This window comes from Jiangella alkaliphila (genome assembly GCF_900105925.1).
Classification (GTDB): domain Bacteria; phylum Actinomycetota; class Actinomycetes; order Jiangellales; family Jiangellaceae; genus Jiangella; species Jiangella alkaliphila.
In genome coordinates, this window is record NZ_LT629791.1 from 3496736 (window position 1) to 3523181 (window position 26446).

Below are 26446 nucleotides of genomic sequence, written 5' to 3' on the forward strand. Positions count from 1 at the left end.
ATGCCTGCTGCACATGTGCAGATGCAGTGTCTGACCAGCCACGTTCGGTGACACACGCCGGCTCGGGTGAGTCCGAACGAGGTTCTTCTGCTGCTTCCGTGCTCTGCTCGCGTAGCTGGCGTCCGCCTGCCCGGTGCAACGATGTGGGATCGCTGCGTGATCGATGTGAGAACACTGTCGTGTCCGCCACAGTGATGCCGCATCGTTTCCGCAGCGATCTCACATCGATCACGACCGCGACGACAGTGCGCCCACCCCGGCGCGCCACTGGGTGAGATCACCGGGTGAGATCACCGGGGTGAGATCGCTGTGCTTGCCGGGCGGCGTCGCTGTCGCCGGAGCAACAGTGATCCACGCCACCCGACGCAGCGAACTCACACAGTGCGGTGAGGATCCCGGAAAGGGATGCGCCGGCCACGGTTCCGCCCCGTCTGCGCACCTCACACCACCGGCTCGGCGGTCCGAGGCCAACCTCGCTGGATGAATGAGTCCGGTTGAGATCCTGTGATCATCAACCGTTGGCGCCACCATGACGTCGGCAGCAGCCGTTGATCATGGAGAAGGCGGGCTCCGGAGCGCCGGGAACCCGCGGCCGTGACGCGGACCCCGCACCGGTGAGAACCATGATCAAGGGTGAGTTGTGGTCGCCGGAAGCAGCAACAACCCGCCCCCGATCATGGTTCTCACCTCCCTCGCTCGATCACGCGAGGGGTCATGAGCCGTAGAGCTCCACCTCGTTGAGGAAGGCCCTCGTTGTATCGACGAGGGGGTTCGGGTCGCTGATCCGGATGTATTGCGCCGTCACCGGGGCCGCGAACGGACGCAGATAGCCGTCGCGGGCGCCGCGAGCCGGTGAGGTGAAGGTGACGCCGTCCGTCGAGACCTGGATGCGGGCATCGGTGCTGCCCTGCAGGTGCATATGCAGGCCGACGCCGGTGAGCTGATAGGTGCGCGGCAGCCGCAGGGTCACGCTGCGGCCGGCCGTGACCAGACTGGTGTCGGAGCGGATGTCGCCGTCGAAGGCGAACGATGCGTACGACTGCCGGCACCCGTTGATATTGCCGCCGCACACGCCGTACCTGCTGAAGGACGTCTCCACCACTGTGAGCTGGTCGTTGCGGAACATCGTCGGCAGGTCGAGGCGCCCGGGCCGGCCGTTGTTCACCGTCACGACGCTCTTCCACAGGCCGTGCTGGGTGCCGTGCGCGTAGCCGCCGGCCCGCTGCGGGCACATCCAGCCGGCGCCCCACGGGCACGGGCAGCCCCAGCCGGATCCGCAGTTGTCGCCGATGACGAACGCCTGAGTGCCGGAGATCGCCTCGACGCCCATCGTGCCGCTGGACCCCAGGTGCCGCATCGGCCGGTAGAGGCAGCAGCCGGAGGAGTCCGCGTCGAACCGGTACCAGCCGGCGAACTCGCCGCTGGTCTCGCCGCCGGTGGTCGGGTAGTTGCTCCACGGCCGGTAGGGCCCGTCCCACGTGAGGCCGCGGCCGTCGTAGGAGAGCCGCAGCTGGTTGTCGGTGCGCCCGGACGCGAGCACGAGCGCGCCGTTGCCCAGCAGCTCGACGGACGGTGAGTTGCCGCCGTCGCTGGACAGGCGTACCGGCGCGTCCCAGTTCGCCCCTGTCTGCTCGTCCGAGCGCATCGTGTAGAGGGCGACGTTCGACGGGATGTTCCGGCTCCTGAGGGCCTCGTCCCTGCGTAGAACCGCGATCAGGCCGCCGTCGCTGGTCGGCGCGATGCTCGGCTCGGAGAAGCCCTGCGATGCCTCCAGCGTCAACTCGCTGACCAGGCTCCAGTTCTGGCCACCGTCGGTGCTCTTCACGACGCCCGTGAACCAGGCCCAGCTGTGCGCCGCGCCGTAGCGGCCGTACATGGTGCTCAGCAGGGTCTGGCCGTCGCTCATCAGGATCGGGCCCTGATGGAACCTGGCCCAGGCGATCGTCTTGCCGGCGAAGTACACCTTCGCGTCCGGGGCGTCCACCCATTCGCTGCCCGCGAGCATGCGCCGGTTGAACACCTCGCGGCACCATTGGATGTCGCAGATCGGATTGCCGTCCGCGTCCTTGCCCCTGGTGACGGAGAGATCCTCGAAGTCGATCGCGTAGACGGCGCCGCTCGCGATGGACATCCGGTAGAAGTTCATCGGCTGCAACCGGCCGTCCCCGGAGTCGAACGGGTCCCAGACGCCGCCGCCGTCGGTCGATTCGCGCAGGATCACCGACCCGGCGCCGACCGCGTCGCGGTTGGCGTTGTAGCCCGCGATCATGCGCGGGTTGCGCATCCCCTCGCCGTTGGTCGACGAGCCGTTGAACAGTCCGGGGAAGCCGAGGAAGTGCGTGTCCGAGACGGTGAACATGGTCCCGGCCGGGACGGTGACACTGCCGGCGAGCGCCTGCGCTTCGGCCGGTTCCTCCGTCGCCGTGACCGGTGGGTTCGACGTCGCCGCCAGCCCGGCCGCGACCGCCATCGCCAGGGCACCGCGAGCGAGTGCCTGCGGGACGTGTCGTGCTTGCCCAACCATGTCGGTCCTCCTGAGACGTCGTCCGCTCGGATGCGAGCGGGAATCGCGGAGAGGCCCGGGCGCACGGGCGGCCGGGTGGATGTCGACATGCGGACGGGTTGGTGTGAACCATCTGGCGCCGGGCGTTCCACGTCAACGAGGCCCGGCACTGCGTGCAACGACGTCCGCGCTCGGTGCAGCCAAGACGTTCAGCGCTGGTTCAGCGACCCGGGCGCAGGCTCGTTCCATTCGAGTCGAACGCATGAGAGGACGAAGGATCATGAAGCACACGAAGGCATGGATCGGCGCCGGCGCGGCGGCGGTGGCCGCGGCAGGCGCCGTCGCCACCATGGGCGCGGCGTCCGCGGACCACGACAACGAGGCGCCCATCACCGGCGACGCCCTGGAACAGGCCAGCTCGGCCGCTCTCGAACACACCGGCGGCGGCACCGTCACCGGCACCGAGGTCGGCGACGAGGAGGGCTTCTACGAGGTCGAGGTCACCCTCGACGACGGCACGCAGGTCGACGTCCACCTCGACAAGGACTTCACCGTGCTCGGCGACGAGTCCGACGGCGCCGGCGACGACGAGGAGAGCGGCGACTGACCATGCGCCGGCCACCAGGGATCGTGGTCGTCCTGGCCGGACTCCTCCTGGCCGGTTGCGGCGAGGACGGCGACGACGGCGGCAGCACGACCACGCGCCGGGTCGACACCGCGACGCCGTCGTTCACCGAGCCGACGGTCGTCACGAACCCGCTGTTCCCGGTGCCGGCGGGCGGCCAGACGCTCCAGCTCGGCGAGGAGGAGGGCGAGCCGCTGCGCGTCGAGGTCACGACCCTGCCGGAGACCCGCACGATCACCTGGGACGGCCGGAGCATCGACGCCGTCGTGGCGCAGTACGTCGCGTACCGGTCCGGGCGCATCGTCGAGGTCGCCCTCGACTACTACGCCCAGGACGACGACGGCGGCGTCTGGTACCTCGGCGAGGACGTCGACAACTACGAGGACGGCGTGATCGCCGACCACGAGGGCAGCTGGCTGGCCGGCCGTGACGGGCCGGGCGGGCTGATCATGCCCGCGGACCCGCGGGAGGGCGACGTCTTTCGGCCGGAGAACATCCCGGACCTGGTGTTCGAGGAGGTCACGATCCAGGACGCCGCGGTCACGGCGGACGGCCCGCGCGGGCCGGTCGACGGCGCCGTCGCCACCGAGGAGCACCTCATGGACGGCACCGTCGAGCACAAGGTCTTCGCGCCCGGCTACGGCGAGTTCCGGGCAGAGGCCCCCGACGAGCTGGTCGAGGTCGCGCTCGCCGTCCCGGCCGACGCGAGCCCCGGCGAGACGCCCGCCGTCCTGACCGAGCTGGCCGACGGCGCCGCGCGGGTCTTCGAGGCCGCGGGCACCGGCGACGCGGCCGGCGACCAGGTCGACGCGATGACGGCCGCCTGGCGGGACCGGCCGGACCAGACCGCACCGGCCACCCTCGCCGCCGCGCTGGAGGACGCGCTCGGCCGGCTGGCGGACGCGGCGGCCGCCGGCGACCCCGACGCCGTCAGGCAGGCCGCCGTCGACACCTCTACGGCCGTCCTCGACCTCACCCTCGCCTACCGGCCGCCGGCCGAGGTGGACGCGGCCCGGCTGGAGGTCGTCGCGCGGCAGCTCGAGCTCGACACGGCGACCGGCGACCTGGCCGGGCAACGGTCCGACGCGGCGATCGCCGTGACGATCCGCGACCGCCTCCCCGCCACGCGCTGAGCGAACGGGCGTCGCCGCGGGGGAGCGGCGGGACTACGCTCCGCCTCATGTCCGACGCGACACGTGAGGGCGGCGAGCCGCTCATCCCGCAGATCCGGATCATGCGACGTTCCGGTCCCGAGCAGCGGGCGACGTTCTTCGAGCTGTTCTTCGACCTCGTCTACGTCTTCGCCGTCACGCAGCTCTCGCACCACCTGCTGGCCACCCACCTGACCTGGACGGGCGCCGCCGAGACGGCGTTCATGCTGGTGGCGGTCTACTGGGCGTGGAACTACACGACCTGGATGGCGAACTGGTTCGACCCCGAGACGGTGCCGGTGCGCCTGGTGCTGACGTTCGTCATGCTGGCCAGCCTGCTGATGGCGGTGGCCATCCCGGACGGCTTCGGCGACCTCGCGCTGCTGTTCGCCTGCACCTACTCGGGGCTGCAGATCGGCCGCAACGTGTTCGTCGTCCTCGCGACGCCGCCGGGACAGTTCCACCAGAACTTCCGCCAGATCCTGGCCTGGTCGGTCCTCTCGGCGCCGCTCTGGGTGGCCGGCGGCCTGGCCGAGGACGCCCGCTGGCCGCTGTGGCTGGCCGCGCTGGCGCTCGACCTCGCCGGCCCGCTGGCCCGGTACTGGCTGCCGGGTGCCGGCAGCACGCCGATGAGCCAGTGGGCGATCGACGGGCACCACTTCGCCGAGCGCTTCCAGCTGTTCGTCATCATCGCGCTGGGCGAGAGCATCGTGCTGACCGGCGTGACGGCGTCCAACGGCGAGATGAGCTTCGAGACCGGGGTGGCGCTGGGGCTGACGTTCCTCGGCTCGGTGGCGCTGTGGTGGCTCTACTTCTCCGGGGCGTCGCCGGTGATCGCCCGCCGCATCGGAGCCAGCAGCAGCGAGGACGTGGGCGCCCTCGGCCGCGACATCTACACCTACCTGCACGTGCCGATCATCGCCGGCATCGTGCTGATGGCGGTCGGCGACGAGCTGGTTATCGCGCACCCTGACTACGACATGGAGACCGTCGGTGCCCTGGCCGTCCTCGGCGGACCGGCGCTGTTCCTCGCCGGCCTGGCCGCCTGCGGCATCCGGGTCCAGCATCCGGTCGGCTGGCCGGCGGTCGTCGCGGTGGTGGTGCTGCTGGCCGCCGTCCCGGTCATGGCCGAGCAGAGCGGCCTGGTGACGGCGGCGTTCGCCCTCGTGGTGCTGGGCACGCTGGCGGTCGTCGAGCACCGCAAGACGGCACGCGCGACCGCCGGCGCACCCTGACGTCAGGACCCAATGCCGTTAAGTTAGGGCGGTTTTGCTGGCCCGGCGAACTTTGATCTTGTGGGTGGCGTGGCTGGGTGGGCGGGTCTGGTCTCGTCGTTTGGCTTTGAAGGTGTTCCGGGGTGGTTTCTTGACGCGCTGCGTGACGCGGGCTCGTCGTGGCGGGTTGAGGTCGCTGCTGATGGCGGCGATGGCCAGGACGCGCGTGTTCTGGTCGAGTCGGCCGGCGGTGATGGTGTCTCGGGTGACGCGGATGGTGATGGTGAAGGAGATCCGGCGCGGGTCCACGCCGACGGTGTCCGCGGCGTCGGTTCTCAGGGTGCAGAGGGCTTGGTAGGTGACGAGCAGGGCGTAGATCTCCTGATCGACGAGGTCGGGTGACTTCGAGCGCAGGATGAACCCGGCGCCACGCAGTCGGGTCTTGAGTTCCTGGTAGCTGTTCTCCGATTCCCACCGCTGGTGGTAGGCCTCGGCGACGGCTCGGGCGGGCGCCTCGGCCGGGTCGAGCAGGGTGGTGACGAGCCTGATATCGCTGATGGTGACGGTATCGCCGACGTGGGTGGTGACTCGGTAGTCGACGATACGCACCGGGTGCCCGGGCATCGGAGGCTCCGGCCAGCCCCGCCGGGCGGCGGTGCGCCAGCGCTTCTTGTAGCGTTGCGCGGTGATCACTGACAGGTAGGAGCCGTCGTCGAGGATCTTCATGGCGGGGAAGTCGGCGTTGCCCTTGATCCGCCAGATCAGGTCCGCGCCGGTGCTGGTGGCGATCTGGGCGAACAACCGGTGACCGAAGTTGCGGTCGGCGAGCACCAGCATCCCCGGACGCATCGCACCGATCAGCCGCTGGGTCAGTTCCTGCTCGCTGTGCCGGCACGCGTCGAACACCGCGTCGATGATCGCGTGGGTGGCGCATTCGATCAGCGCGACCAGCCGCACCTGTGCGAACCCCGAGGGCGTGCCGATGTGGCCGAACGCGGCCACGTTGGCCGCGGTGTCGGCCAGGTCCAGGGCGGTGCCGTCGAAGGCGACCAGCCGCCGCCCGAACAGCCACGCTCCCGCCGCGTCGGGCGCCGCGCGTGGGCCTCGGACCCGGTCGAACAGCAGCCGCAGCGGCGTGACGCCCAGGCGTTTGCGGGCCTGGCACAGCGCCGACGCGCTCGGCACGACCAGCCCCCCGCAGGTACCCGAACGTGCTGGTCAGCCAGCACATCACCATGCGGTATCCCGGCGGGGAATGCGAGTCGGCGCCGCAGAACACGCATAACCCGAGCACGAAGACCATCACCGTCCGGGCCGGCAACAGCCGCCGCCGCTGCTCGCGCACACCGGCCTGCTCGATCACCTCGTCCAGCAGCTCCGGACAAAGATCACTTTCCAGTGCGCCCAGACTCACCTCGCCCGATCGCCACGTGGCAGACTCAGAACTCACAGGGCCCTCCGGCAGACGATGATCTTCGACAATCACCGTTCTAACGGAGGGCCCTGCCCACGAACCCCACCGACACGCCGCTGACCAGCACAAACCGCCCTAACTTAACGGCATTGCGTCAGGACCGGTCGAACTCGACCCCGGTCACCGTGAACTGGTTCCGCGCATCGGTCTTGTACGCGGGGCACAGACTGGTCTGCTCGCAGTACGGCGAGTAGGTCCGGACGTCGATGGTGCCGGCCACCGGGTCGAACCGCATGGTGCGCAGGTAGCTGTTCTCCGTCACGTTCGGAATGCTGTAGGTCTGGTAGTCGGCCAGGAACGCGTACACGGTGTTGCCGTGGTCGCCCTGGGCGACCTGCCGGCCGGCGTACGTGTAGTGGCCCGAGAGCACGAACTGGACGTTGGCGTGCCGGCGGGCGAACTCGGTCCAGATCCGCTCGCCGATCGCGGACCGGTCGTCGCGGCGCAGGTACTCGTGCGCGTTGACGATCACCTGGCGGTCCGGGTGCGCGGCGACGACCTCGTTGGCCCAGGCCAGCTCGTCGTCGGTCGGGTTGTACTTGAGGTTCAGCACGAGCCAGCCGACGCCGCCCGCGGAGAACTGGAACCAGCTGTTGTCCATCGACCCGGCCGGGTAGCTGCCGCCGAACCCGGGCAGCCGCCGGAACAGCTGCTCCGGGAAGTAGGCGTTGAGCATCTCGGTGCTGCGGTCGACGGCGATGTGCTCGTTCGGGTTGCAGGTGGCCGGCGGGTCGCATGCCCAGGCGTCGAAGTCGTGGTTGCCCACCGAGAAGCTGTAGGGCACGCGGCGGTTCAGCTCGAACATCGCCGACTGCGCCCGCTCCCAGTCCGACACCCGCGACGGCCACTCGACGAGGTCGCCGACGTGCGCGACGAACGGGATGTTCAGCTCCCGCCGGTGCTCGACGATCCATTCGGTCTGGGCCGTGAACATCTCCGGCCGGTTCTGCACGGCCAGCTGGGTGTCCGGGATGACGACCAGCGTGAACGGTGCGTCGGTGTCGGTCCGGGTGAGCTCATCGGGCCCGCCGGCGGCGGGCAGCGAGACGGTGGTCGCCAGGACGGCGGTCGCGGCGACGGCGGCGGCCAGGCGGCCGGCGGGTCTGCGCGGCATGGGTGTCTCCTCGAGGTCGGGCGGCTGCGGATCCCACGCACGGTCCCAGCCGAAATCGGCCTGGGCCGGAACGCCGCGTGAATCGCGGTGGGCATCCAAACGTCGTACGGACGCCGTGCCGGCGTCGTCCGCGGTTCACCGGCCGGTCGGACGGCGCGGCGAATACTCGACCGACCCCCCTGAGCTCCGTCGAGAGGATCAGACATGGACGTGCGGACGCTGCGCCGGACGGTCTCAGCTGCCGGCGCGATCGCGCTGCTCACCGGGCTGGCCGCGACACAGGCCGGCGCCGAGGTCGAGGAGGACCCGCGGATCGAGCAGTACCGCCAGGCCCTCGCGCAGCTCCGGCCGCTGACCGACCCGCCCGCGTGCGACCAGCTGCCCGAGCCGGACCGCTGGGCCGACGCCGGCACCCCGGACCAGGGCTCGGCCGACGCCGTCATCTCCGCCCACCGTGGCGCGCTGACGCTGGCGCCGGAGAACACGCTCGACTCCTACGCCTACGCGTTCGCCTACGGCGTCGACCTGGTCGAGGTCGACGTCCAGCAGACGAAGGACGGCCGGTTCGTGGCGCTGCACGACTCCACCGTCGACCGCACCACCGACGGCAACGGCAATATCGCCGACCTCACGTTCGACGAGGTCCGCGCGCTCAACGCGGCCGACTACGCGCCGTGGAAGGGCGGCGCGTACGACCCCGCGCAGGTCGCGTCGCTGGAGGAGGTGCTGGCGCTCGCGCAGCAGGCCGGCAAGGGCGTCGAGCTGGACATCAAGGGCTCGGTGACCGAGGAGGGCGAGCTGGCCGAGCTGGTCGGCGAGTACGGCCTGGTCGAGGAGTCGATCTTCAACTCGGCCGACCCGCGGGTGTTCATCGCCGAGCCGGCCGCCCGGCTCATCTACAACCGCGACCAGTGGGAGCCGAACTTCCTCGTCTACGAGATCGCCGAGATCTTCAAGGTGTTCGGCTCGCGGCTGGACGAGTACACGCCGGAGTCGATCGCGGCCGCCCACGACGCCTGCGCGATCGTCATGCCGCACGCCTACGACGCCGGCCCGGAGCAGGAGGTCGCACAGTTCCTGCAGGCCCGCGCGATGGGCGCCGACGGTGTGCAGACCAACCAGCCGGAGCTGATCGTCGCCGCCGCGGGGGAGGCGGTCGGCTCCGCCATCGAGACGGTCCGCGGCGAGCACGGCCGCATCGACGAGATCTGCCTGGTCAACGCCGGCAACGGGTTCGGCTTCCCGGGCAAGCCGGTGACGTTCGAGCGCGGTGGCAGGTCCGCCGAGGTGACGACCGGCCGCGGCGGCTGCGTCGCGCCGCCGGAGGGCCACTGGCTGGGCGCTCGCGTGACGTTCGCCGGCGACGGCGCCGTGCACGCGTCCGCCGCGCGCCTCGTGCCCACCCCCTGACCGCCGCCCGCCCGCTCACCCCGCCGGGACTCCACGTCGATCGTGGAGTCCCGGCGGTATTTGCGCCCGATGGACCGTTGACGCCCCTTGTGACGTTTCTGTAACATCTGAGCAACTCAACGAAAGATCTCGGCAGAACGTCATCCGAAGTCATCGAAGAGTCCGAAATTTTGACAGATCGCGCCGCTCTACTCCTTGTCCCATCCAGAGAGAGGCATCTGTCATGTCGCCGTCCCGTTCACCGTCGTCCCGTCTCTCGCGCACCGGAAGGCGGCTGCTGGCCAGGGTCGCCGCGGTCGCCGTGCTGGCCGCCGCCGTCCTCCCGGTCCAGGCCGCCGTCGACGCGCCCACCGCCGCCGCGGACCACGTCAATCTCGCGGCGGGCCGGCCGATGAGCGCCAGCGGGCACACCCAGACCTACGTCGCGGGCAACGCCGGCGACGGCAACCAGGGCACCTACTGGGAGAGCCCCAACAACGCGTTCCCCCAGTGGCTGCAGGTCGACCTGGGCGCCGCGCTCGCCGTCCAGCGGCTGGTGGTGAAGCTGCCGACGGCCGGCTGGGGCGCGCGCACCCAGACCATCGAGGTCCAGGGCAGCACCGACGGGTCGTCGTTCTCGACCATCGTCGCGCCGGCGCCGGTCTCCTTCGCACCCGCGGCCGCGAACACGGCGACCATCACGTTCGCCCCCGCGACGACGCGGTACGTGCGGCTGCGGTTCACGGCGAACACCGGCTGGCCGGCCGGGCAGGTCTCCGAGCTGGAGGTCTACGGACCCGCCCACGGCGACACGCAGGCGCCGACCGCCCCGTCCGGCCTGGCCTTCACCCAGCCGACGACGGGAGAGATCCGGCTCACCTGGGCCGCCGCCACCGACAACGTCGGCGTCACCGCGTACGACGTCTACGCCAACGGCGAGCTGCTCACCAGCGTCGGCGGCACCGTGCTCGCCTACACCGACGTCCGGCCGCCGGACCAGACGGTCACCTACCACGTCCGCGCGCGGGACGCCGCCGGCAACCAGTCGCCGAACAGCAACAGCGTCACGCGGACCGGGCAGGGCGGCGACACTCAGGCGCCGAGCGCGCCGACCGGTCTGGCCTTCACCCAGCCGACGTCCGGGCAGATCAGGCTGACCTGGAGCGCGTCGACCGACAACGTCGGCGTCACCGGCTACGAGGTGCACGCCAACGGCGCGCTGCTCACCACCGTCAGTGGTTCCACGCTCGCCTACACCGACACCCGGCCGGCGACGCAGACCGTCACGTACCAGGTCCGGGCGCGCGACGCCGCTGGCAACGTGTCGGCGCCGAGCAACTCCGTCACCAGGACCGGCAGCGGCGCGGGCAGCAACCTCGCCGTGGGCAAGCCGATCGAGGCGTCCTCGACGGTGCACGTCTTCGCCGCCGCGAACGCCAACGACAACGACGTCACGACCTACTGGGAGGGCGCGCCCGGCGCGTACCCGAGCACGCTGACCGTCCGGCTCGGCTCGAACGCCGTCGTCGACCAGCTGGTCGTGCGGCTCAACCCGGACCCGGTCTGGGGCCCGCGCACCCAGACGCTCTCGGTGCTGGGCCGCGAGCAGAGCGCCAGCACGTTCACCACGTTGCGCGCGTCGGCCGCCTACGCGTTCTCGTCCTCGACCGGCAACACCGTCACGATCCCGGTCGGCGCCACCGTCGCCGACGTCAGGCTGCAGTTCACCGCGAACACCGGCGCGCCCAACGGGCAGGTGGCCGAGCTCCAGGTCATCGGGACGCCGGCGCCGAACCCCGACCTCGTCGTGACCGACCTCGCCTGGACCCCGGCTTCGCCGGTCGAGACCGACGCCATCACGGTGTCGGCGACGGTGCGCAACGCCGGCAGCCTGGCGGCGCCGGCCACCTCGGCCGACCTGTTCCTCGGCGACACGGCGGTCGGCACGGTCGCCGTCGGCGCGCTCGCCGCCGGGGCGAGCACGACCGTCTCCACGTCGATCGGGACGCGCGACGCCGGCAGCTACCAGGTGCGGGCGGAGGTCGACCCGGACGGCACGATCATCGAGCAGGACGACGCGAACAACGCCTACACCGACCCGTCGCCGCTGGTCGTGGCCGCGGTGGCGACGTCGGACCTGGTGCCGGTGGTGTCTTGGACGCCGGACAACCCGGCGGCCGGCAGCACCGTCTCGTTCTCGGCCGTCATCCGCAACCAGGGCACCGTCGCCTCGGCCGGCGGCGCCCACGGCCTCACCCTGACCGTCCGCAACGCCGAGACCGGCGCCGTCGTGCGCACCCTGACCGGCTCGCACACCGGCGTCATCGCGGCCGGCGGCACCACCGCACCGGTCGCGTTGGGCACGTGGCCGGCGGCCAACGGCCGGTACACCGTCACCGTCCAGGCGGCCGTCGACGGCAACGAGCTGCCGGTCAAACAGGGCAACAACACCGTCTCCGAGTCGTTGTTCGTCGGCCGCGGCGCGAACCTGCCGTTCTCGATCCTCGAGGCCGAGGACGGGCGAACGGGCGGCGGCGCCCAGGTGCTCGGGCCGAACCGCACCATCGGCGACATCGCCGGCGAGGCGTCGGGCCGGCGCGCCGTCCGGCTGAACAGCGCCGGCAGCTACGTCGAGTTCACCACGGCCGCCAGTACCAACACGCTGGTCACCCGGTTCTCCATCCCCGACGCGCCCGGCGGCGGAGGCACCACCGCGACGCTGAACGTCTACGTCAACGGCCAGTTGCTCACGCCGATCACGCTCACCTCTCGGTACGCGTGGCTGTACGGCAACGAGGCCTCGCCGGGCAACTCGCCCGGCGCCGGCGGCCCCCGTCACATCTACGACGAGGCCAACATCCTGCTCGGCACGACGGTGCCCGCGGGCAGCACGATCCGGTTGCAGAAGGACGCCGCCAACACCGCCGCCTACTACGCGATCGACTTCATCAGCCTGGAGCAGGCGACGCCGATCGCCAACCCGGACCCGGCCCGGTACGTCCAGCCGAACGGGTTCACCCACCAGGACGTGCAGAGCGCGCTGGACCGGTTCCGGATGGACACCACCGGCCAGTTGCTCGGCGTCTACCTGCCGGCCGGCGACTACCAGACGGCGCAGAAGTTCCAGGTGTACGGCAAGCCGGTGCAGGTGCTGGGCGCCGGGCCGTGGTTCACCCGGTTCCACGCGCCGGCGGGTCAGGAGAACACCGACGTCGGCTTCCGCGCGGAGGCGTCGGTGAACGGCTCCAGGTTCTCCGGGTTCGCCTACTTCGGCAACTACACGTCGCGCATCGACGGCCCCGGCAAGGTGTTCGACTTCCAGAACGTCTCGAACATCACCATCGACAACATCTGGGCCGAGCACATGATCTGCCTCTACTGGGGCGCCAACACCGACAACATGACGATCACCGACTCGCGGGCCCGCAACCTGTTCGCCGACGCGCTGAACATGACGAACGGCAGCTCGAACAACCGGGTCGCCAACATCGAGTCGCGCGCGTCCGGCGACGACAGCTTCGCGCTGTTCGCCGCCACCGACGCCGGCGGCGGCGCCCAGACCGGGAACGTCTACGAGAACCTGACGTCGATCCTGACCTGGCGCGCGGCCGGCGTGGCCGTCTACGGCGGGGTCGGCAACACGTTCCGCAACCTCTACATCGCCGACACGCTGGTCTACTCCGGGATCACGATCAGCTCGCTGGACTTCGGCATCCCGATGGACGGTTTCGGAGCGAGTCCGCCGACCCGGTTCGAGAACATCTCGATCGTGCGGGCCGGCGGCCATTTCTGGGGCGCGCAGACGTTCCCCGGCATCTGGATCTTCTCCGCGTCGAAGGTGTTCCAGGGGATCCGGGTCACTGACGTCGACATCGTCGACCCGACCTACTCGGGCATCATGTTCCAGACCAACTACGTCGGCGGCCAGCCACAGAACCCGGTCGCCGACACCGTCTTCACCGACGTCACGATCACCGGGGCGCGGCGCAGCGGCGACCAGTTCGATGCCAAGTCCGGCTTCGGCATCTGGGTCAACGAGCTGCCTGAGCCGGGTCAGGGCCCGGCCGTCGGCTCGGCCGTCTTCGAGAACCTGGTGATGAGCAACAACGCCCAGGACGTCAAGAACACGACGTCGACGTTCCAGCTGGTCTTCGACTAGCCGGGGCGATTCAGGACCGACGGAACCGTCCGCACGGGTTCATCCCTGAGCCGGAGGGACGAAGACCTGCACGGTTCCGTCGGTCTCCCGGACGAGGATGCGCGGCAGCGCCGGCAGTTCGGTCGGGAGCTGCTGGTGCAGGACCTCACCGGTGACCGCGAACGCCGACCGGTGGCACGGGCAGTCGAGCCGGCGCTCAGAGGTGTTCAGGACGAGCCGGCACCCCAGGTGGGTGCACACGCCGGACACGGCATGCGCCACGCCGCCGGTGCGGCGGAGGAAGCCGATGACCGTGCCGGTGTCGAAGGGCAGGACGGCGCCCTCCTCGAGGTCGTCGCTGGCGGCGACGGCGTGCCAGATCCCGGCGGTGGGGTTCAGGGTCTGATCCGGTGCGGAGTCGCCGGTCAGCACGCGGTCGGCGGCGACACCGACGGCGGCGGAGGTCGCGGCCACGGCGGCGACCTGGATGAGCGTCCGCCGCCGGGACCGGGCCGGGGGAGCGGGCTCACCGTCCTCCTCGGACGGCTCGGCGGCGAGGCGATCGTGCAGCGCTTCCACGAAGGTGTCCGAGGGGGTGGTCGCGTCCGGCGCTCCCGCTCGCAGCGTGATCGCCGCGCGCAGCTCGGCGACGTCGTCCGGGCCGGCCGCGAAGGACCGCGGCCGGCGACCGCGCAGCAGGTCCTCGACGAAGACGAACGGATGCTTGGTCACGGTGCCGTCCTTTCGGCGATCACCGCGGCCCGGCGAAGCGCGCGGTGCTGCAGCACTTTCGCGTTGGCCACGGTCACGCCCAGTTCGCTCGCGGCCTCCCGCAGCGAGCAGGCATCCAGGAAGCGCAGCCGCAGGATGCGCTGGTACTGCTCGGGCAGCTCGGCCAGGATGGCCTCCACCCTGGCGGTCTTGTCCGGGCCGTCCGGCGCCTCGAACACGCCGGCCACCGTGTCACCGTCCAGCGTGGTGACCTGCCAGCCGAGCGTGCGCCGCCAGTGGTCGGCGAGCACGGTGCGGGCGGTGGCCAGCAGGTAGGCGCGGACCTCCCCGACCGTCGCCGTCGTCCTGAGGGTCTTGAGTGCGGCCAGGAACACGTCGGTGGTGAGGTCCTCCGCATCGGGGGCGTTGCCGACCTTGGTGTACATCAGGGCGTACACCCGGCGGACGTTGTCGCGGTAGATCGCCTCCCATCCGGTGTAGGTCTGCGTGCTCACCAGGCGCAGCCGCGTCCCCTCCGGCTGCGCGCTCTCGCTCACAAGGAATGCAGGACGGCGCGGGCCACCTGGACGCCGAGGTGGATGCCCGCGTCGTGATCCGGCCGGCTGTGCACTCCGGCGAAGATCCGGCTGAGCCCTGCCTCCGTCGCGACGTCGTCGAACCGGCCGAACTCGCGCACGACACCGGGCAGCGCCTCCGAGGTGACGGACACCCGTTGCGTCGCGCCGAAGGCATCGCGCAGGACGGTCGCCGCCGCCGCGGAGACGACGCTGTGCGCACCGGGATACGCGGGATCGGCCGGTGTCGTCGCCAGGCTGTTCCAGGACGGGTCCGCGCGCGTCGCCGGGTTGCCGTCGGTGTCGGCGAGCCGGACCGCGGTGACCGGCCGCCAGATCCTGAAGCGGTACTTGCCGTCGTAGAAGGCGATCACCGCGTCGGCGAAGGCCAGGTTCAGGCGGGCGAACACGGTCGCGGCGGTCGCCAGGCCGCCGGCCCGCGCGATGATCACGCTCTGGGTGATCTCGTTCCAGTAGTTCCAGATCGGGGCGGCCCAGAACCTCGCCTGAGTGGTCTGGTCGGCGGTGCGGGCGGTGCTGGTGTCCTGCCCGAGGCGCTGGACCTCGTTGGCGGCCTGGGCATAGCGCGACCCGGCCAGGTGGGGGTACGGAGGCGGGCGGAACCGACTGGCGCGCTCGATGACGAACGGCCGCACGGCCGGCCAGTGGGTGAACACCGCGGGCGTGAAGTTCGGCGGGGTGGGCCGGTACTCACCCGGCCGGGTCCCCGGCTGGAGCACCGGCGGCGTGGCGGCCGATCCGTCGTTCGCCCGTGCCGCGAGCAGCCGGCGCGCGGTCACGCGGCCGACCCTGACACCCGCGGCCCGGGACCGCCGATCGTCGACGGTGGCGAGGTCGTCGCCCAGCTGCCGGTCGAGCGCGGCGGCCATCGCCGGATACAGCGTGCTCAGCACGTCGTGAGCGGCCTGTGCTGCGGCGGCCACCGGGGACGCTCCGCGTCCGCCGTCGACCCGAGCCAGCAACGAACGCCCCCGGCCGGTGGTGGCCACCACCGCGTCGGAGACGGCCGCGTGCATCATCGCGAAGCCACGCGTGGCGTGCACCGTCGCTGGTTGCGCGCCCGGCGTCCGCACGATCCCCAGCAGCGTCCGGTTCCACCGCAGCACGACCCCGGCGTCGTGCCGTGGCGTGGTGGCGCCGACCGTGGTTCCTCCGGCGGCCACGAGCGCGACCGCCCCACCGGTGCCGATCAACAGATTTCTGCGCGAGAACGTGGTCATCGAGCGGGCTCCTTGCTGGCGGCGGCTTGACCTACCAACACATACGGGCCCGGGTTACACCTGGACTGGCTCCAGGCCGTCAGCCCTTGACGGCGCCACCCAGCCCGGCACCGCGCAGGAACAGCCGCTGGAAGACCAGGAAGATCACGATCGGCAGCGCCATGGAGATGAGCAGCGCGGCCAGGAACACGTCCAGCTCGACGGTGTCGCGGATCAGCGGCAGCCGCACCGACAGCGGCTGCAGCGTCGGCTCCGGCAGCACGATCTGCGGCCAGAGGAAGTCCTTCCACGCGTTGAGGAAGGCGAAGATCGACACGACGCCGAGGATCGGCTTCGACATCGGCAGCACCACCGACCACAGCATGCGCAGCGGGCCGGCGCCGTCCATCCGGGCCGCCTCGTAGACGTCGCGCGGCAGGCCGTCCATGAACCGCTTGACCAGCAGCACATTGAACGCGTTGGCGCCGGCCGGCAGCCACACCGCCCAGTACGTGTTCAGCAGCGACGCGTTCACCAGCGGCAGGTCGAGCACCGTCAGGAACAACGGCACCAGCACGACCACGCCGGGGATGAACAGCGTGGCCAGCACGGCCGCCGTCACCACCGGGGCGTACTTCGGCCGCAGCACCGCCAGCACGTAGCCGCCGGTCGTCGCGACCAGCAGCTGCACGAACCAGGAGCCCAGCGCCACCCACACCGTGTTGGTGAAGTACTGGCTGATCTGCGCCTCGTTCCAGGCGGCCGACAGGTTCGACCAGTCCATGCCGCTGGGCCAGAACGCCATCGGCGTGCGCAGGGTGTCCTGCGTCGTGCTGATCGAGGCGCGCGCCAGCCAGAGCAGCGGGCCGAGGCTGGCCACGGCGAGCAGCACCAGCACCAGCCCCTGGGCGACGCGCACGCCCCACCGGGTGGCTGTGCGGCCCCAGTCGAAGTCGGACAGGATGCCGCGCTCACCGTCGCCGCCCGCGTTCGAGCCACGCCGCCGCGCGCGCCGTCCGCCACCGTCCGGCGCCGCCGGCTCCGTCGTGGGTGGCGCCACCCTGACGTCGTCCTTCACCGTGTCGCTCATGTCGTGCTCCAGGACCGGGTGAGCCGGAAGTAGACGGCGGACAGGACCGCCAGGAACAGCGCCAGCAGCACCGACAGCGCCGTCGCCGCTCCGTAGTCGCCGAACCGGAACGCGTAGTTGTAGATCTGCAGCAGCACCGTGACGGTGGCGTTCTGCGGGCCGCCGTTGGTCATCAGGTACGGCTCGGTGAACACCTGGAACGTGGCGATGACCTGCAGGATCAACGTGATCAGCAGGATGCCGCGCAGCTGCGGCAGAGTCACGTGCCAGATCTTGTGCCACAGCCCCGCGCCGTCGACCTCGGCGGCGTCGTACAGGTCGCCGCGCACAGCCGTCAGCGCGGCCAGGTAGATGAGCACCGTCGCGCCGGCGTTCGCCCAGGTCGCCTGCAGCACCAATGACGGCATCGCCGACGACGTGTCCTGGATCCAGCTGAACGGCCCCAGCCCGACCCAGCCCAGCAAGGTGTTGAAGACGCCGGTCTGGCTGGCGTCGTAGAAGAACCGCCACAGCAGCACCGCCACCACCGGCGGCACGACGACCGGCAGGTAGGCCAGCGCGCTGTACAGGCCCTTGCCGCGGCGCAGCTCGCTCATGACGACGGCCAGCACCAGCGGCACCGGGTAGCCGAACAGCAGCGCCAGCCCGGTGAAGTAGAGCGTGTTGCGCACCGACGTCCAGAACAGCGGGTCCTCGAGGACGTGCCGGAAGTTGGCCAGGCCGACCCAGACCGGGTCGGTGACCATGTTCGTCTCCTGGAAGCTCATCACCACGGCACGGCCGATGGGGAACCAGGCGAAGTAGCTGAACACCAGCAACAGCGGCAGCAGGAGCAGCAGCGTGCTGAGCCCGCCGCCGCGGACCCAGCGGATGGTCGCGCTCACCTCGGTTCTCCCATCGACGGCGCTGTGGATGGAGTGCCCCGGGGGTCGCGGTGGTGCCACGCGATCCCCGGGGCCGTCATCATGTCAGCCGGCCTCGACCATGGCGCTGACGTTGTTGTTCGCCGTCTCGAGCAGGGCGTCGATGTCGGCGTTCTCGTCGGTCAGCACGGCCTGCACGACGGCGTCGAGCTCGGCGTAGAGCTCTTGGGCGCCCACCGGCGGCTCCGGCACCAGCGGCTGGTCCAGGATGCTCTCCTTGAACGGCATCATCTGCTGCAGCGGCACGTTGACCAGGTCGGCGACCCAGGCGTCGGACTCCGCCAGCTGCTCGGCGCCGAAGATCGGCAGCGCCGGGGTGCCCAGCGGGGCGTCCGTCGCGACCAGCGCCTCGGCGTCGGCGATCGCGGCGTCCTGCTGGGTCAGCTTGCTCATGTAGAAGAAGTCGATCCACTTGACCGCGGCGTCGCGCTCGGCCTCGCTGGCGTCCGGCTGGACCCCGACGATCGTCCCGCCGCCCAGCACACCGGCGTCGTCGCCTTCGAGCGGCAGCACCGTCAGCCCGTAGTTGGCCGGGTCGATGCTGTTCTCCGTCACGAGGCTGTTGTAGACGTCGGAGCCGCCGATGTACATGCCCGCCTGCCCGGCGGCGAAGGCCTGGTTGATCGTGCCCCAGTCGAACAGGAAGTTGTCGCCCATGGAGTCGTCCTCCCAGCGCATCTGGCGCAGCAGCTCCAGCGCCTGCCGGGTGCCGTCGTTGTTCAGCGTGGCGGTGACATCGTCGCCGCTGCCCTCCTCCATGCGGCCGCCCAGCGCGTAGGTGAGCGTGGTGAGGATCCAGCCGCCGGTGTTGTTCTGGCTCATCTGGATGAAGCCGGCCTGGCCGGTGGCCTCGGCGATCGCGTCGGAGGCCTCGCGGACCTCGGCCCAGCTGGTCGGCGGCTGGTCCGGGTCGAGGCCGGCCTGCTCGAACATGGCCCGGTTGTAATGCAGGCCCATGCCGTACGCGGCGGTCGGGACGGCGAAGATGCTGCCGCTCTCGTCCTGGGCGACCTCGATGACGCTCGGGTTGAAGGCGTCGGCGTAGGGGAGTTCCTCCACCTCGGCGGTGATGTCGGCCAGCTGGCCGCGCTCGATCATCGACTGGGCGTAGGTGAACGGGACCTCGAACGTGGTCGGCAGAGTGCCGCCCGCGAGCTGGGCCGCGAACGTCGTCACGTCCCACTCGAACTCGTTGGGCTCGATGGTGATGTTCGGGTTGGCCTGCTCGAACTCCTCGACACGGGCGAGGAACGCCTCGCGGGTCGCGGACTCCGTGGCCGGCGGCAGGTTGCTCACGCTGATGGTGACGGCCTCGTCCTCGCCGCCCCCGTCCTCGCTGCCCTGGCCGTTGCCGCCGTCGGCCGCGGGCTCGTCGTCGTCGGAGCCGCAGGCCGCCATCAGGCTCAGCGCCATCACCGCCGCGGCCACGGCGCCCAGGTGTCTGCGTGTGCTGCTCATCTCGTGCTCCATCCCTTGGTGCCGCTGCGTTGCGGCGTTGTCGGGGCTCACTACTCGGGGGTGTCGTGGGTGGGCAGGCGTAGCCAGACGGCGGCGTCGGAATCGAGCCGGCCGTCCTCGAGGTCCGCGCTGGCGAGCAGGACCTCCTCGTGCGCGGGTAGGTCGACGGGGTCCGCCGACAGGTTGACGACGCACGCGACGTCGTCGCCGCGGCGGAACGCGAGCACGTCGGCCGGGGTGTCCAGCCAGGTCAGCGTGCCGTCGCCGAGCGCGGGCGCGGCCTTGCGCACCCGCAGCGCGTCCCGGTACAGGCGGAGGGTCGACGCGGGGTCGGCCTGCTGCGCCTCCACCGTCAGGTCCGCCCAGGTCGCCGGCTGGGGCAGCCAGGGCTCGCCGGTCGCGTCGTCCGGGCTGAACCCGTACGGCGGCGCGGTGCCGCTCCACGGGACCGGCACCCGGGAGCCGTCGCGGCCGGGGTCGACGCCGCCGGAGCGGAAGTGCATGGGGTCCTGGATGCGGTCCGGGTCGATGTCCTCGACCTCCGGCAGCCCCAGCTCCTCGCCCTGGTAGACGTAGGCCGAGCCGGGCAGCGCGAGCATCAGCAGTGCGGCCGCCCGGGCCCTGCGCTTGCCGAGGATGAGGTCGGACGCGGTGCCCGCGCGCTTCGTCTCGAACGCGAACGACGTGTCCGCGCGGCCGTACCGCGTCACCGGCCGGGTGACGTCGTGGTTGGACAGCACCCAGGTGGCCGGCGCGCCGACCTCCTCGTGGAGGTGCAGGCTCTGCTCGATGCTGGCGCGCAGCCGGTCCGGCTCCCACGGGCAGGCCAGGAAGTCGAAGTTGAAGACGGTGTGCAGCTCGCCCGGGCGCAGGTAGCGGGCCAGGCGCTCGAGGTCGGGCAGCCAGATCTCGCCGATCAGCGCCCGCGGCTCCGGGTAGCTGTCGGCCAGCCGCCGCCAGCTGCGGTAGATGTCGTGCACCTCGTCGCGGTCGGTGTGCACGTGCTGGCCGGGGGCGTGGTCGAGGTCGAGGTCGGGCAGGTCGGCGTGCTTGGCCAGCAGCCCGGCGGAGTCGACGCGGACGCCGGCGGCGCCGCGGTCGAACCAGAACCGCAGGATCTGCTCGTGCTCGTGCCACACCAGCGGGTGGGTCCAGTTGAGGTCCGGCTGCTCCGGCGCGAACAGGTGCAGGTACCACTCGCCGGGCGTGCCGTCGGCGTTCTTCGTGCGGGTCCAGGCCGAGCCGCCGAAGATCGAGCTCCAGTCGTTCGGCGGCTCCGCGCCGTCGGCGCCGCGGCCGGGCCGGAACCAGAACCGCTGCCGGGCCGGCGACCCGGGCGGGGCGTCCAGCGCGGCCTGGAACCACGTGTGCTGGTCGGACACGTGGTTCGGGACGATGTCGACGATGGTGCGCAGACCCAGCTCGCGTGCTTCGGCGATGAGCTCCTCGGCCTGCCGCAAGGTGCCGTAGGCGGGGTCGATGTCGCGGTAGTCGGCCACGTCGTAGCCGCCGTCGGCCATCGGCGACGGGTACCACGGGCTGAACCAGAGCGCGTCGACGCCCAGGTCGGCGAGGTAGCGCAGCCTGGCCCGGACGCCGGCCAGGTCGCCGGTGCCGTCGCCGTTCCCGTCGGCGAAGCTGCGCACGTAGACCTGGTAGATGACGGCACTGCGCCACCAGGCGTCGTCGTCGAAGCGTCGCTGATCCATGGCGGTCACGTTAACGACGGCGATATTCGTGCGCAAGACTTCGACAGGAAGTTGTAACAACACGATGAGGTTACGACGGCTCGTCTCAGTCGCGCGGCGGCGGCGCCGTCGAGCCGCGGACCACCAGTTCTGGCTCGAAGAGCAGCTCGTCGGACTCGACCCGGTGCCCGTTGATCAGCCCGACCAGCAGGTCGACAGTGGCCTTGCCCATCGCCTCGATCGGCTGGCGGACCGTCGTGAGCGGCGGCTCGGTGCAGTTCATCAGGGCGGAGTCGTCGTAGCCGACGACGGAGAGGTCTTGCGGGACGCGCAGGCCGGCCCGCTTGGCGGCGCGGATGGCGCCGAGGGCCATGGGGTCGCTGCCGCAGATGACCGCGGTGACGCCGCGGCGCAGCAGCCGGGTGGCGGCGGCCTGTCCGCCCTCGAGCGAGTGCATGGCGTGCTCGACGTGGTCGTCGGGCAGTTCGAGGCCGGCGGTGGCCAGCCTGGCGTGCGCGGCGGCCAGCTTGCGCTGCGACGGGACGTGGTCGGTGGGCCCGAGGATCAGGCCGATCTTCGTGTGCCCGAGCGACAGCAGATGGCCCGCCGCCTGCTCCGTCGCCACCGCGTCGTCGCAGCTCACCCGCGGAAACGGCAGCTCGTCGATGCCCGCGTTGACCATGACGGTGGGCAGCTTGCGCTCGATCAGCCGGGCGTAGTGGTCGTGCGCGCCGTTGCGGCCGCTGTACAGGCCGCCGGCGAACAGCACACCCGACACCCGCTGCTGGAAGAGCAGCTCGATGTAGTCGGCCTCCGACACCCCGCCGACGGTCTGCGTGCACAGCACCGGCGTCAGCCCCTGCTGTGCCAGCGACCCGCCCACGACGTCGGCGAACGCGGGGAAGATGGGGTTCTGAAGCTCCGGCAGGACCAGCCCCACCAGCCGCGCCCGTTCCCCCCGCAGCTTCGTCGGCCGCTCGTACCCCAGCACGTCGAGCGCCGTCAGCACCGCCTCGCGGGTCGCCTCCGACACCCCCGGGCGGCCGTTGAGCACCCGGCTCACGGTCGCCTCGCTCACGCCGACCTTCGCGGCCACCTCAGTCAGTCGTCCAGCCATGGGCGCAAGCATACGACAGGATTGTGCAAGAAGTTTGCGTCTGGGTGGCGCGCGTTTCCAGGCTCGGCCGCTGTCGTTGGCGGGTCAGCACCCCGCAACCTTGATGATCATGGAGAAAGTAGGCTTCCGGGTCGCCGGGGACCCGACCTTCTCCATGATCAACTCGGCGGGGCGGGGTCGCTGTCGTTGGCGGGTCAGCGGACGGGGCGCGGTTCCTCGGTCACCTCATCGGGCTCGTCGGCGACCTCGGCGGCCGTGGGTTCGGCGTGCTTCGACAACGCGCTCGGCCACCACATGACCCGCCCGAGGTCGAGGTTGAGCGCCGTCACGAGGATGGAGCGGACGATCAGCGTGTCGAGCAGCACGCCCAGCGCCACCGCGATCCCGATCTCCGCGAACGCCACCACCGGCAGGGTCGCCAGCACGGCGAACGTCCCCGCCAGCACGAGTCCGGCGGAGGTGATGACGCCGCCGGTGGCGGCGAGCCCGATCAGCGCGCCGCGCCTCGTCCCGTGCTGCTTGGCCTCCTCATGGACGCGCGTCATCAGGAAGATGTTGTAGTCGATCCCCAACGCGACGAGGAACACAAAGACGAACAGCGGGAACGCGGTATCGGCGCCGGCGAACCCGAGGAGATGCTCGAAGATCAGCGAGCTCAGCCCGAGCGCCGCCGCGAAGGACAGCACGACGGTCGCGACCAGGATCAGCGGCGCGACGAACGCCCGCAGCAGGATCATGAGGATCACGAACACCGCCACCAGCACCAGCGGCATGATCACCGTGCTGTCGCGGGCGGCCGCGTTCTTCGCGTCCAGGGCGATCGCGGTGTTGCCGCCGACCAGCGCGTCCGCGTCGGGGACGGCGTGCACGCTGTCGCGGACCGCCTCCACCGTGTCCTGCGCCGCCGGGCTGTCCGGCGCGGCGTCGAGGGTGCCCTCCATGTACACGAGGTCGCCGATGGACTCCGGTTCGGTGACCTCGGCGATGCCGTCGGTGTCCTCGAACGCCTGCCGCACGTCGTCGGCGGCGCCGGCGTTGGAGATGACGGTGACCGGGCTGCCGGTGCCGGCCGGGAAGTGCCGGGCGAGGGCCTCCTCGCCGGCGATCGACGCGGGACGGTCGACGAAGGCGTCGGCGTTCGCGATGACGCCGGTGTTGAGGCCGAGCAGGCCGAGCGCCATCGCGCCGAGCGCCAGCGACGTCCCGATCCACACCGTCCGCGGCCGGTGCGCGATCGCCCGTCCGGTCCGCGCCCAGAACCCGCGCTCCGTCGGCTCGTCCGACCCGAACCGCGGCTTGAGCGGCCAGAACACCCACCGCCCGGAGATGACGAGCAGCGCCGGCAGCAGCGTCAGCATCGCCGCCAGGCCGATGACGATGCCGACGGCCAGCACCGGGCCCATGCCGCGGGTCGAGTTCATCTCCGCGGCCAGCAGGCACAGCATGCCGACGGTGACGGTGGCGGCGCTGGCCACGATGGCCGGACCGGCCCGGTGCAGCGCGAACGCCATCGCCTCGTGCCGGTCCTCGTGCCGGCGCAGCTCCTCGCGGTACCGCGCGATCAGCAGCAACGCGTAGTCGGTGCTCGCGCCGAACACCAGCACCAGCAAGATCCCGGCGGTCTGCCCGTTGACGGTGACGCCGGCGTACTCGGCCAGCAGGTATACGACGGCCTGGGCGGCGGTGAGCGCGGTGAACGCCGAGAACACCGGGATGAACCACAGCACCGGGCTGCGGTAGGAGATCAGCAGGATGACGATGACGACGCCCATCGCCGCGTAGAGCAGCGTGCCGTCGATGCCCTCGAACGCGTCGGCGAAGTCGGCGGAGACACCGGCCGGCCCGGCGACGTAGGCGGACAACCCTTCGGGCTCGTCGGCGAGGATGTCGTTCATCGCGTCGACGGCGTCGCCGAGCGCGAACCAGCCGCCGTCGCCGGGGTCGACCCGCACGATGACCTGCAGCGCCTCGCCGTCCTCGGACGGGATCGGCCCGACGACGTCGCCGGTGACGTGCTCGACGCCGGCGAACGCCTCCGCGTCGGCGGCGGCCTTGGCCTGGTCCTCGGGCGTGATGCCGCCCTGCCGCTCGTACACGACGATGGCCGGCAGCTCCTCGCCGGTCTGGAAGGCGTCCTGCTGCGCCTCGAACACCTGGGTCGACTCGGCCGAGCCGGGCAGCCACGAGGCGGTGTCGTTGTCCTGTGCGCCGGTCAGCTCGGCCGACAGCGGGAACCCGACACCCATGACGACCAGCCAGAACCCCAGGACGATCCACTTGCTGCGGCGGCCGCAGACGAGCGGTCCCAGCCGGCGACGCGTACTGGCCATAGCCATCACTCCTCGGCCGGCCGGTGCCGGCCCCCCGTGTCGGAGTTCCAGACGCGCAAGAGTCTAGGCCCGCCCGCCGGATCCGAACCCGGTGCGAACCGGATATTTTGGGGACCCATGATCGTATGGCTGAACGGCACGTTCGGGGCCGGCAAGACGACGACGGCGAAGGAGTTGACGGCGCTGCTGCCCAGCGCCCGCGTGTTCGACGCCGAGTACGTCGGCTTCATGCTCCGCCACGTCCTCGGCTCCGTGCCGGTCGACGACTTCCAAGCGCGGCCGCCGTGGCGTGGACTGGTGGTCGAGACGGCGGCGCAGGTGCACGCCTACGTCGGCGGCACGCTGGTGGCCCCGCAGACGGTGCTGGTGGAGGAGTACTGGCAGGAGCTGCGGACCGGGCTGGAGAAGGCCGGCCTGCCGGTGCACCTCGTCCTGCTGCACACCGACGACGACACGCTGCGGCGGCGCATCGACGGCGACACCGTCGAGGCCGGCGCCCGGCAGTGGCGGCTGGACCACCTGGCGCCGTACGCGGCGGCGCTGCCGTGGCTGCGGCGTGCCGCCGACACCGTCGTCGACACCGCGCGCACGGAGCCGCGCGCCGTCGCCGAGCGCGTCGCCGCCGCCGTCAGGGTGTGAGCTTCCAGGCGCCCTCGTAGCCGATGGGCGCGAAGCCGACCGCCTCGTTGACGTCGAGCATGTGCCGGTTCTCTTCGGCGTTGAACGTGGTGACCATGGGCGAGGACGGGCTCACCTCGGCCAGCTGCTGCAGGTTGGCGACCTTGAGCAGCATGCCGAGCCGGCGGCCGCGGTGCTCGGAGAGCACCAGGGTGTCCTCCTGCGTCACCGGCCGGCGACGGTCGGCGGGCAGGTAGAGCTCGTTGTAGCCGGCCAGCCGCCCGGTCGGCACGTGCTCGGCGGCGACGGTGAGGCGCTCGCGGCCGCTGTCGGCGAGCTGGCGGTCCCAGCGGGCGACGCGGTCGGCGTCCCACCGCTCCTCGGCGTAGTCGATGCCGGCGCTGGGTGCGTCGGTGCTCATGCGCGTCTTCAGCATGGTGAGGTCGCCGACGCGGTCGGCCGGCGTCGGGCCGGTCCAGGCGACGACGCGGTAGTCGTCGCCCGCGGCGGCCTGTGCCGCGGCGCGCTGCCGCACCAGCAGCGCCGGGTCGACCGGCAGCGGCAGCGCGCTGATGCGGCCGACTTGCTCGAGCCGGTAGCCGCGGCCGAGCAGGAACCGCACGCCGGGGTCGTCGGCGGACAACCAGCCGAACCCCGTCGGCGGCTCGATGCGGCGCCCGGTGGACGGGCGGGTGTGAATGGCGTCGGCCTGCAGCGAGGGGCGGTCGGAGGCCAGCGCGATGGCCGTCAGGTGGTCGAGCAGCGCGGTGCCGATGCCACGCCGGCGGTACTCGGGCAGCACCTCGACCTCGGCCCACGACGCGCTCGCGCCCTCCTCGGCCTGCCACGACAGGATGCCGCGCGCGACGATGCGGCCGTCGACGCGGGCGACGAACAGCCGGATCGGCTCGTCGTCCTGGACCTGGTAGACGGGCAGCAGCTCGCGCGCGGTGTAGTTCAGCGCGTCGGTGCCCATGAGGTGCGTCTCGATGGCGTTGCGGACGTCCACCATCTGGGCGAAGGCGGCCGCCTCGGGCGCGTCCACTGAGGCCGGGATCGCCAGCTCCTCGATGGTGACGGTGTCGGTGCTCATGAACGGCACGGTAGC

At 71.3% G+C, this 26446-nt stretch carries 19 protein-coding genes and 1 pseudogene; 6 read left to right on the plus strand and 14 right to left on the minus strand.

Annotated features, from left to right (window positions below; all coding sequences use genetic code 11):
* Nucleotides 1-712 precede the first annotated feature (712 nt).
* A complete protein-coding gene (locus tag BLV05_RS15955; RefSeq protein WP_152690839.1) occupies nt 713-2524 on the minus strand; it encodes a hypothetical protein in 1812 nt (603 codons plus the stop codon).
* A gap of 259 nt (nt 2525-2783) precedes the next feature.
* Here BLV05_RS15955 and BLV05_RS15960 point away from each other — a divergent pair, with 259 nt between their 5' ends.
* The 3 genes from BLV05_RS15960 to BLV05_RS15970 are packed head-to-tail and all read left to right on the plus strand — an operon-like array spanning nt 2784 to nt 5514.
* Nucleotides 2784-3110: a PepSY domain-containing protein gene (locus tag BLV05_RS15960; RefSeq protein ID WP_046769790.1), complete on the plus strand. Its 327-nt coding sequence runs from the start codon at nt 2784-2786 to the stop codon at nt 3108-3110.
* A 2-nt stretch (nt 3111-3112) separates the two neighbouring features.
* The gene (locus BLV05_RS15965) at nt 3113-4261 is read left to right on the plus strand and encodes a hypothetical protein (RefSeq protein WP_052762636.1); all 1149 of its coding nucleotides are present in this window, start codon (nt 3113-3115) and stop codon (nt 4259-4261) included.
* Between the two features lie 47 nt (nt 4262-4308).
* Nucleotides 4309-5514, plus strand: a complete 1206-nt coding sequence (locus BLV05_RS15970; RefSeq protein WP_046769789.1) for a low temperature requirement protein A — start codon at nt 4309-4311, stop codon at nt 5512-5514.
* An 18-nt stretch (nt 5515-5532) separates the two neighbouring features.
* Here the strand turns inward: BLV05_RS15970 and BLV05_RS15975 are convergent, their stop codons facing one another.
* The 3 genes and pseudogenes from BLV05_RS15975 to BLV05_RS15985 all read right to left on the minus strand — a co-directional run bounded on the left by BLV05_RS15975 (nt 5533) and on the right by BLV05_RS15985 (nt 8081).
* Nucleotides 5533-6678 carry an IS4 family transposase gene (locus tag BLV05_RS15975; RefSeq protein ID WP_157524261.1) on the minus strand — a complete coding sequence of 382 codons (1146 nt, stop codon included), beginning with the start codon at nt 6676-6678 and terminating at the stop codon, nt 5533-5535.
* Nucleotides 6679-6766: 88 nt separating this feature from the next.
* Nucleotides 6767-6979 (minus strand): annotated as a pseudogene (locus tag BLV05_RS38620) (transposase domain-containing protein); the annotation flags it as partial.
* Nucleotides 6980-7061: 82 nt separating this feature from the next.
* Complete coding sequence (locus BLV05_RS15985; RefSeq protein WP_046768010.1) at nt 7062-8081, minus strand: metallophosphoesterase; 1020 nt, start codon at nt 8079-8081, stop codon at nt 7062-7064.
* A gap of 204 nt (nt 8082-8285) precedes the next feature.
* Between BLV05_RS15985 and BLV05_RS15990 the strand changes: the two genes are divergently transcribed.
* Together BLV05_RS15990 and BLV05_RS15995 are read left to right on the plus strand one after the other, a co-directional pair.
* Nucleotides 8286-9491: a glycerophosphodiester phosphodiesterase gene (locus BLV05_RS15990; RefSeq protein WP_052762318.1), complete on the plus strand. Its 1206-nt coding sequence runs from the start codon at nt 8286-8288 to the stop codon at nt 9489-9491.
* Between the two features lie 223 nt (nt 9492-9714).
* Complete coding sequence (locus BLV05_RS15995) at nt 9715-13629, plus strand: discoidin domain-containing protein (protein WP_052762319.1); 3915 nt, start codon at nt 9715-9717, stop codon at nt 13627-13629.
* 39 nt (nt 13630-13668) lie between these two features.
* Here BLV05_RS15995 and BLV05_RS16000 read toward each other — a convergent pair whose 3' ends face one another.
* From BLV05_RS16000 to BLV05_RS16040, 9 genes are all read right to left on the minus strand, one after another.
* Nucleotides 13669-14340, minus strand: coding sequence for a QcrA and Rieske domain-containing protein (locus tag BLV05_RS16000; protein ID WP_046768011.1), 672 nt, complete (start codon nt 14338-14340; stop codon nt 13669-13671).
* Entirely contained in the window at nt 14337-14876 is a 540-nt protein-coding gene (locus BLV05_RS16005; protein WP_197683676.1) for an RNA polymerase sigma factor, read from the minus strand. The genes BLV05_RS16000 and BLV05_RS16005 overlap by 4 nt, the downstream gene beginning before the upstream one ends.
* Nucleotides 14873-16135: a vanadium-dependent haloperoxidase gene (locus BLV05_RS16010; RefSeq protein ID WP_046768012.1), complete on the minus strand. Its 1263-nt coding sequence runs from the start codon at nt 16133-16135 to the stop codon at nt 14873-14875. Before BLV05_RS16010 ends, BLV05_RS16005 begins: the two co-directional genes overlap by 4 nt.
* A 79-nt stretch (nt 16136-16214) precedes the next feature.
* Nucleotides 16215-17204 (minus strand): carbohydrate ABC transporter permease, encoded by a 990-nt coding sequence (locus BLV05_RS16015; protein WP_082155101.1) that lies wholly within the window; start codon nt 17202-17204, stop codon nt 16215-16217.
* Entirely contained in the window at nt 17201-18088 is an 888-nt protein-coding gene (locus BLV05_RS16020; RefSeq protein ID WP_197683677.1) for a carbohydrate ABC transporter permease, read from the minus strand. Before BLV05_RS16020 ends, BLV05_RS16015 begins: the two co-directional genes overlap by 4 nt.
* Nucleotides 18089-18172: 84 nt before the next feature.
* Nucleotides 18173-19585: an ABC transporter substrate-binding protein gene (locus BLV05_RS16025; protein WP_052762351.1), complete on the minus strand. Its 1413-nt coding sequence runs from the start codon at nt 19583-19585 to the stop codon at nt 18173-18175.
* A gap of 50 nt (nt 19586-19635) precedes the next feature.
* The gene (locus tag BLV05_RS16030; RefSeq protein ID WP_046768013.1) at nt 19636-21294 is read right to left on the minus strand and encodes a glycoside hydrolase family 13 protein; all 1659 of its coding nucleotides are present in this window, start codon (nt 21292-21294) and stop codon (nt 19636-19638) included.
* Between the two features lie 85 nt (nt 21295-21379).
* Nucleotides 21380-22390 (minus strand): LacI family DNA-binding transcriptional regulator, encoded by a 1011-nt coding sequence (locus BLV05_RS16035; protein ID WP_082155102.1) that lies wholly within the window; start codon nt 22388-22390, stop codon nt 21380-21382.
* Between the two features lie 194 nt (nt 22391-22584).
* Nucleotides 22585-24720, minus strand: a complete 2136-nt coding sequence (locus BLV05_RS16040) for an MMPL family transporter (protein WP_046768015.1) — start codon at nt 24718-24720, stop codon at nt 22585-22587.
* Between the two features lie 117 nt (nt 24721-24837).
* Here BLV05_RS16040 and BLV05_RS16045 point away from each other — a divergent pair, with 117 nt between their 5' ends.
* Nucleotides 24838-25359: an AAA family ATPase gene (locus BLV05_RS16045; RefSeq protein ID WP_046768016.1), complete on the plus strand. Its 522-nt coding sequence runs from the start codon at nt 24838-24840 to the stop codon at nt 25357-25359.
* On the opposite strand, the gene BLV05_RS16050 is transcribed toward BLV05_RS16045, so the two are convergent.
* Nucleotides 25349-26431: a GNAT family N-acetyltransferase gene (locus tag BLV05_RS16050; RefSeq protein WP_046768017.1), complete on the minus strand. Its 1083-nt coding sequence runs from the start codon at nt 26429-26431 to the stop codon at nt 25349-25351. The genes BLV05_RS16045 and BLV05_RS16050 overlap by 11 nt on opposite strands.
* Nucleotides 26432-26446 lie beyond the last annotated feature (15 nt).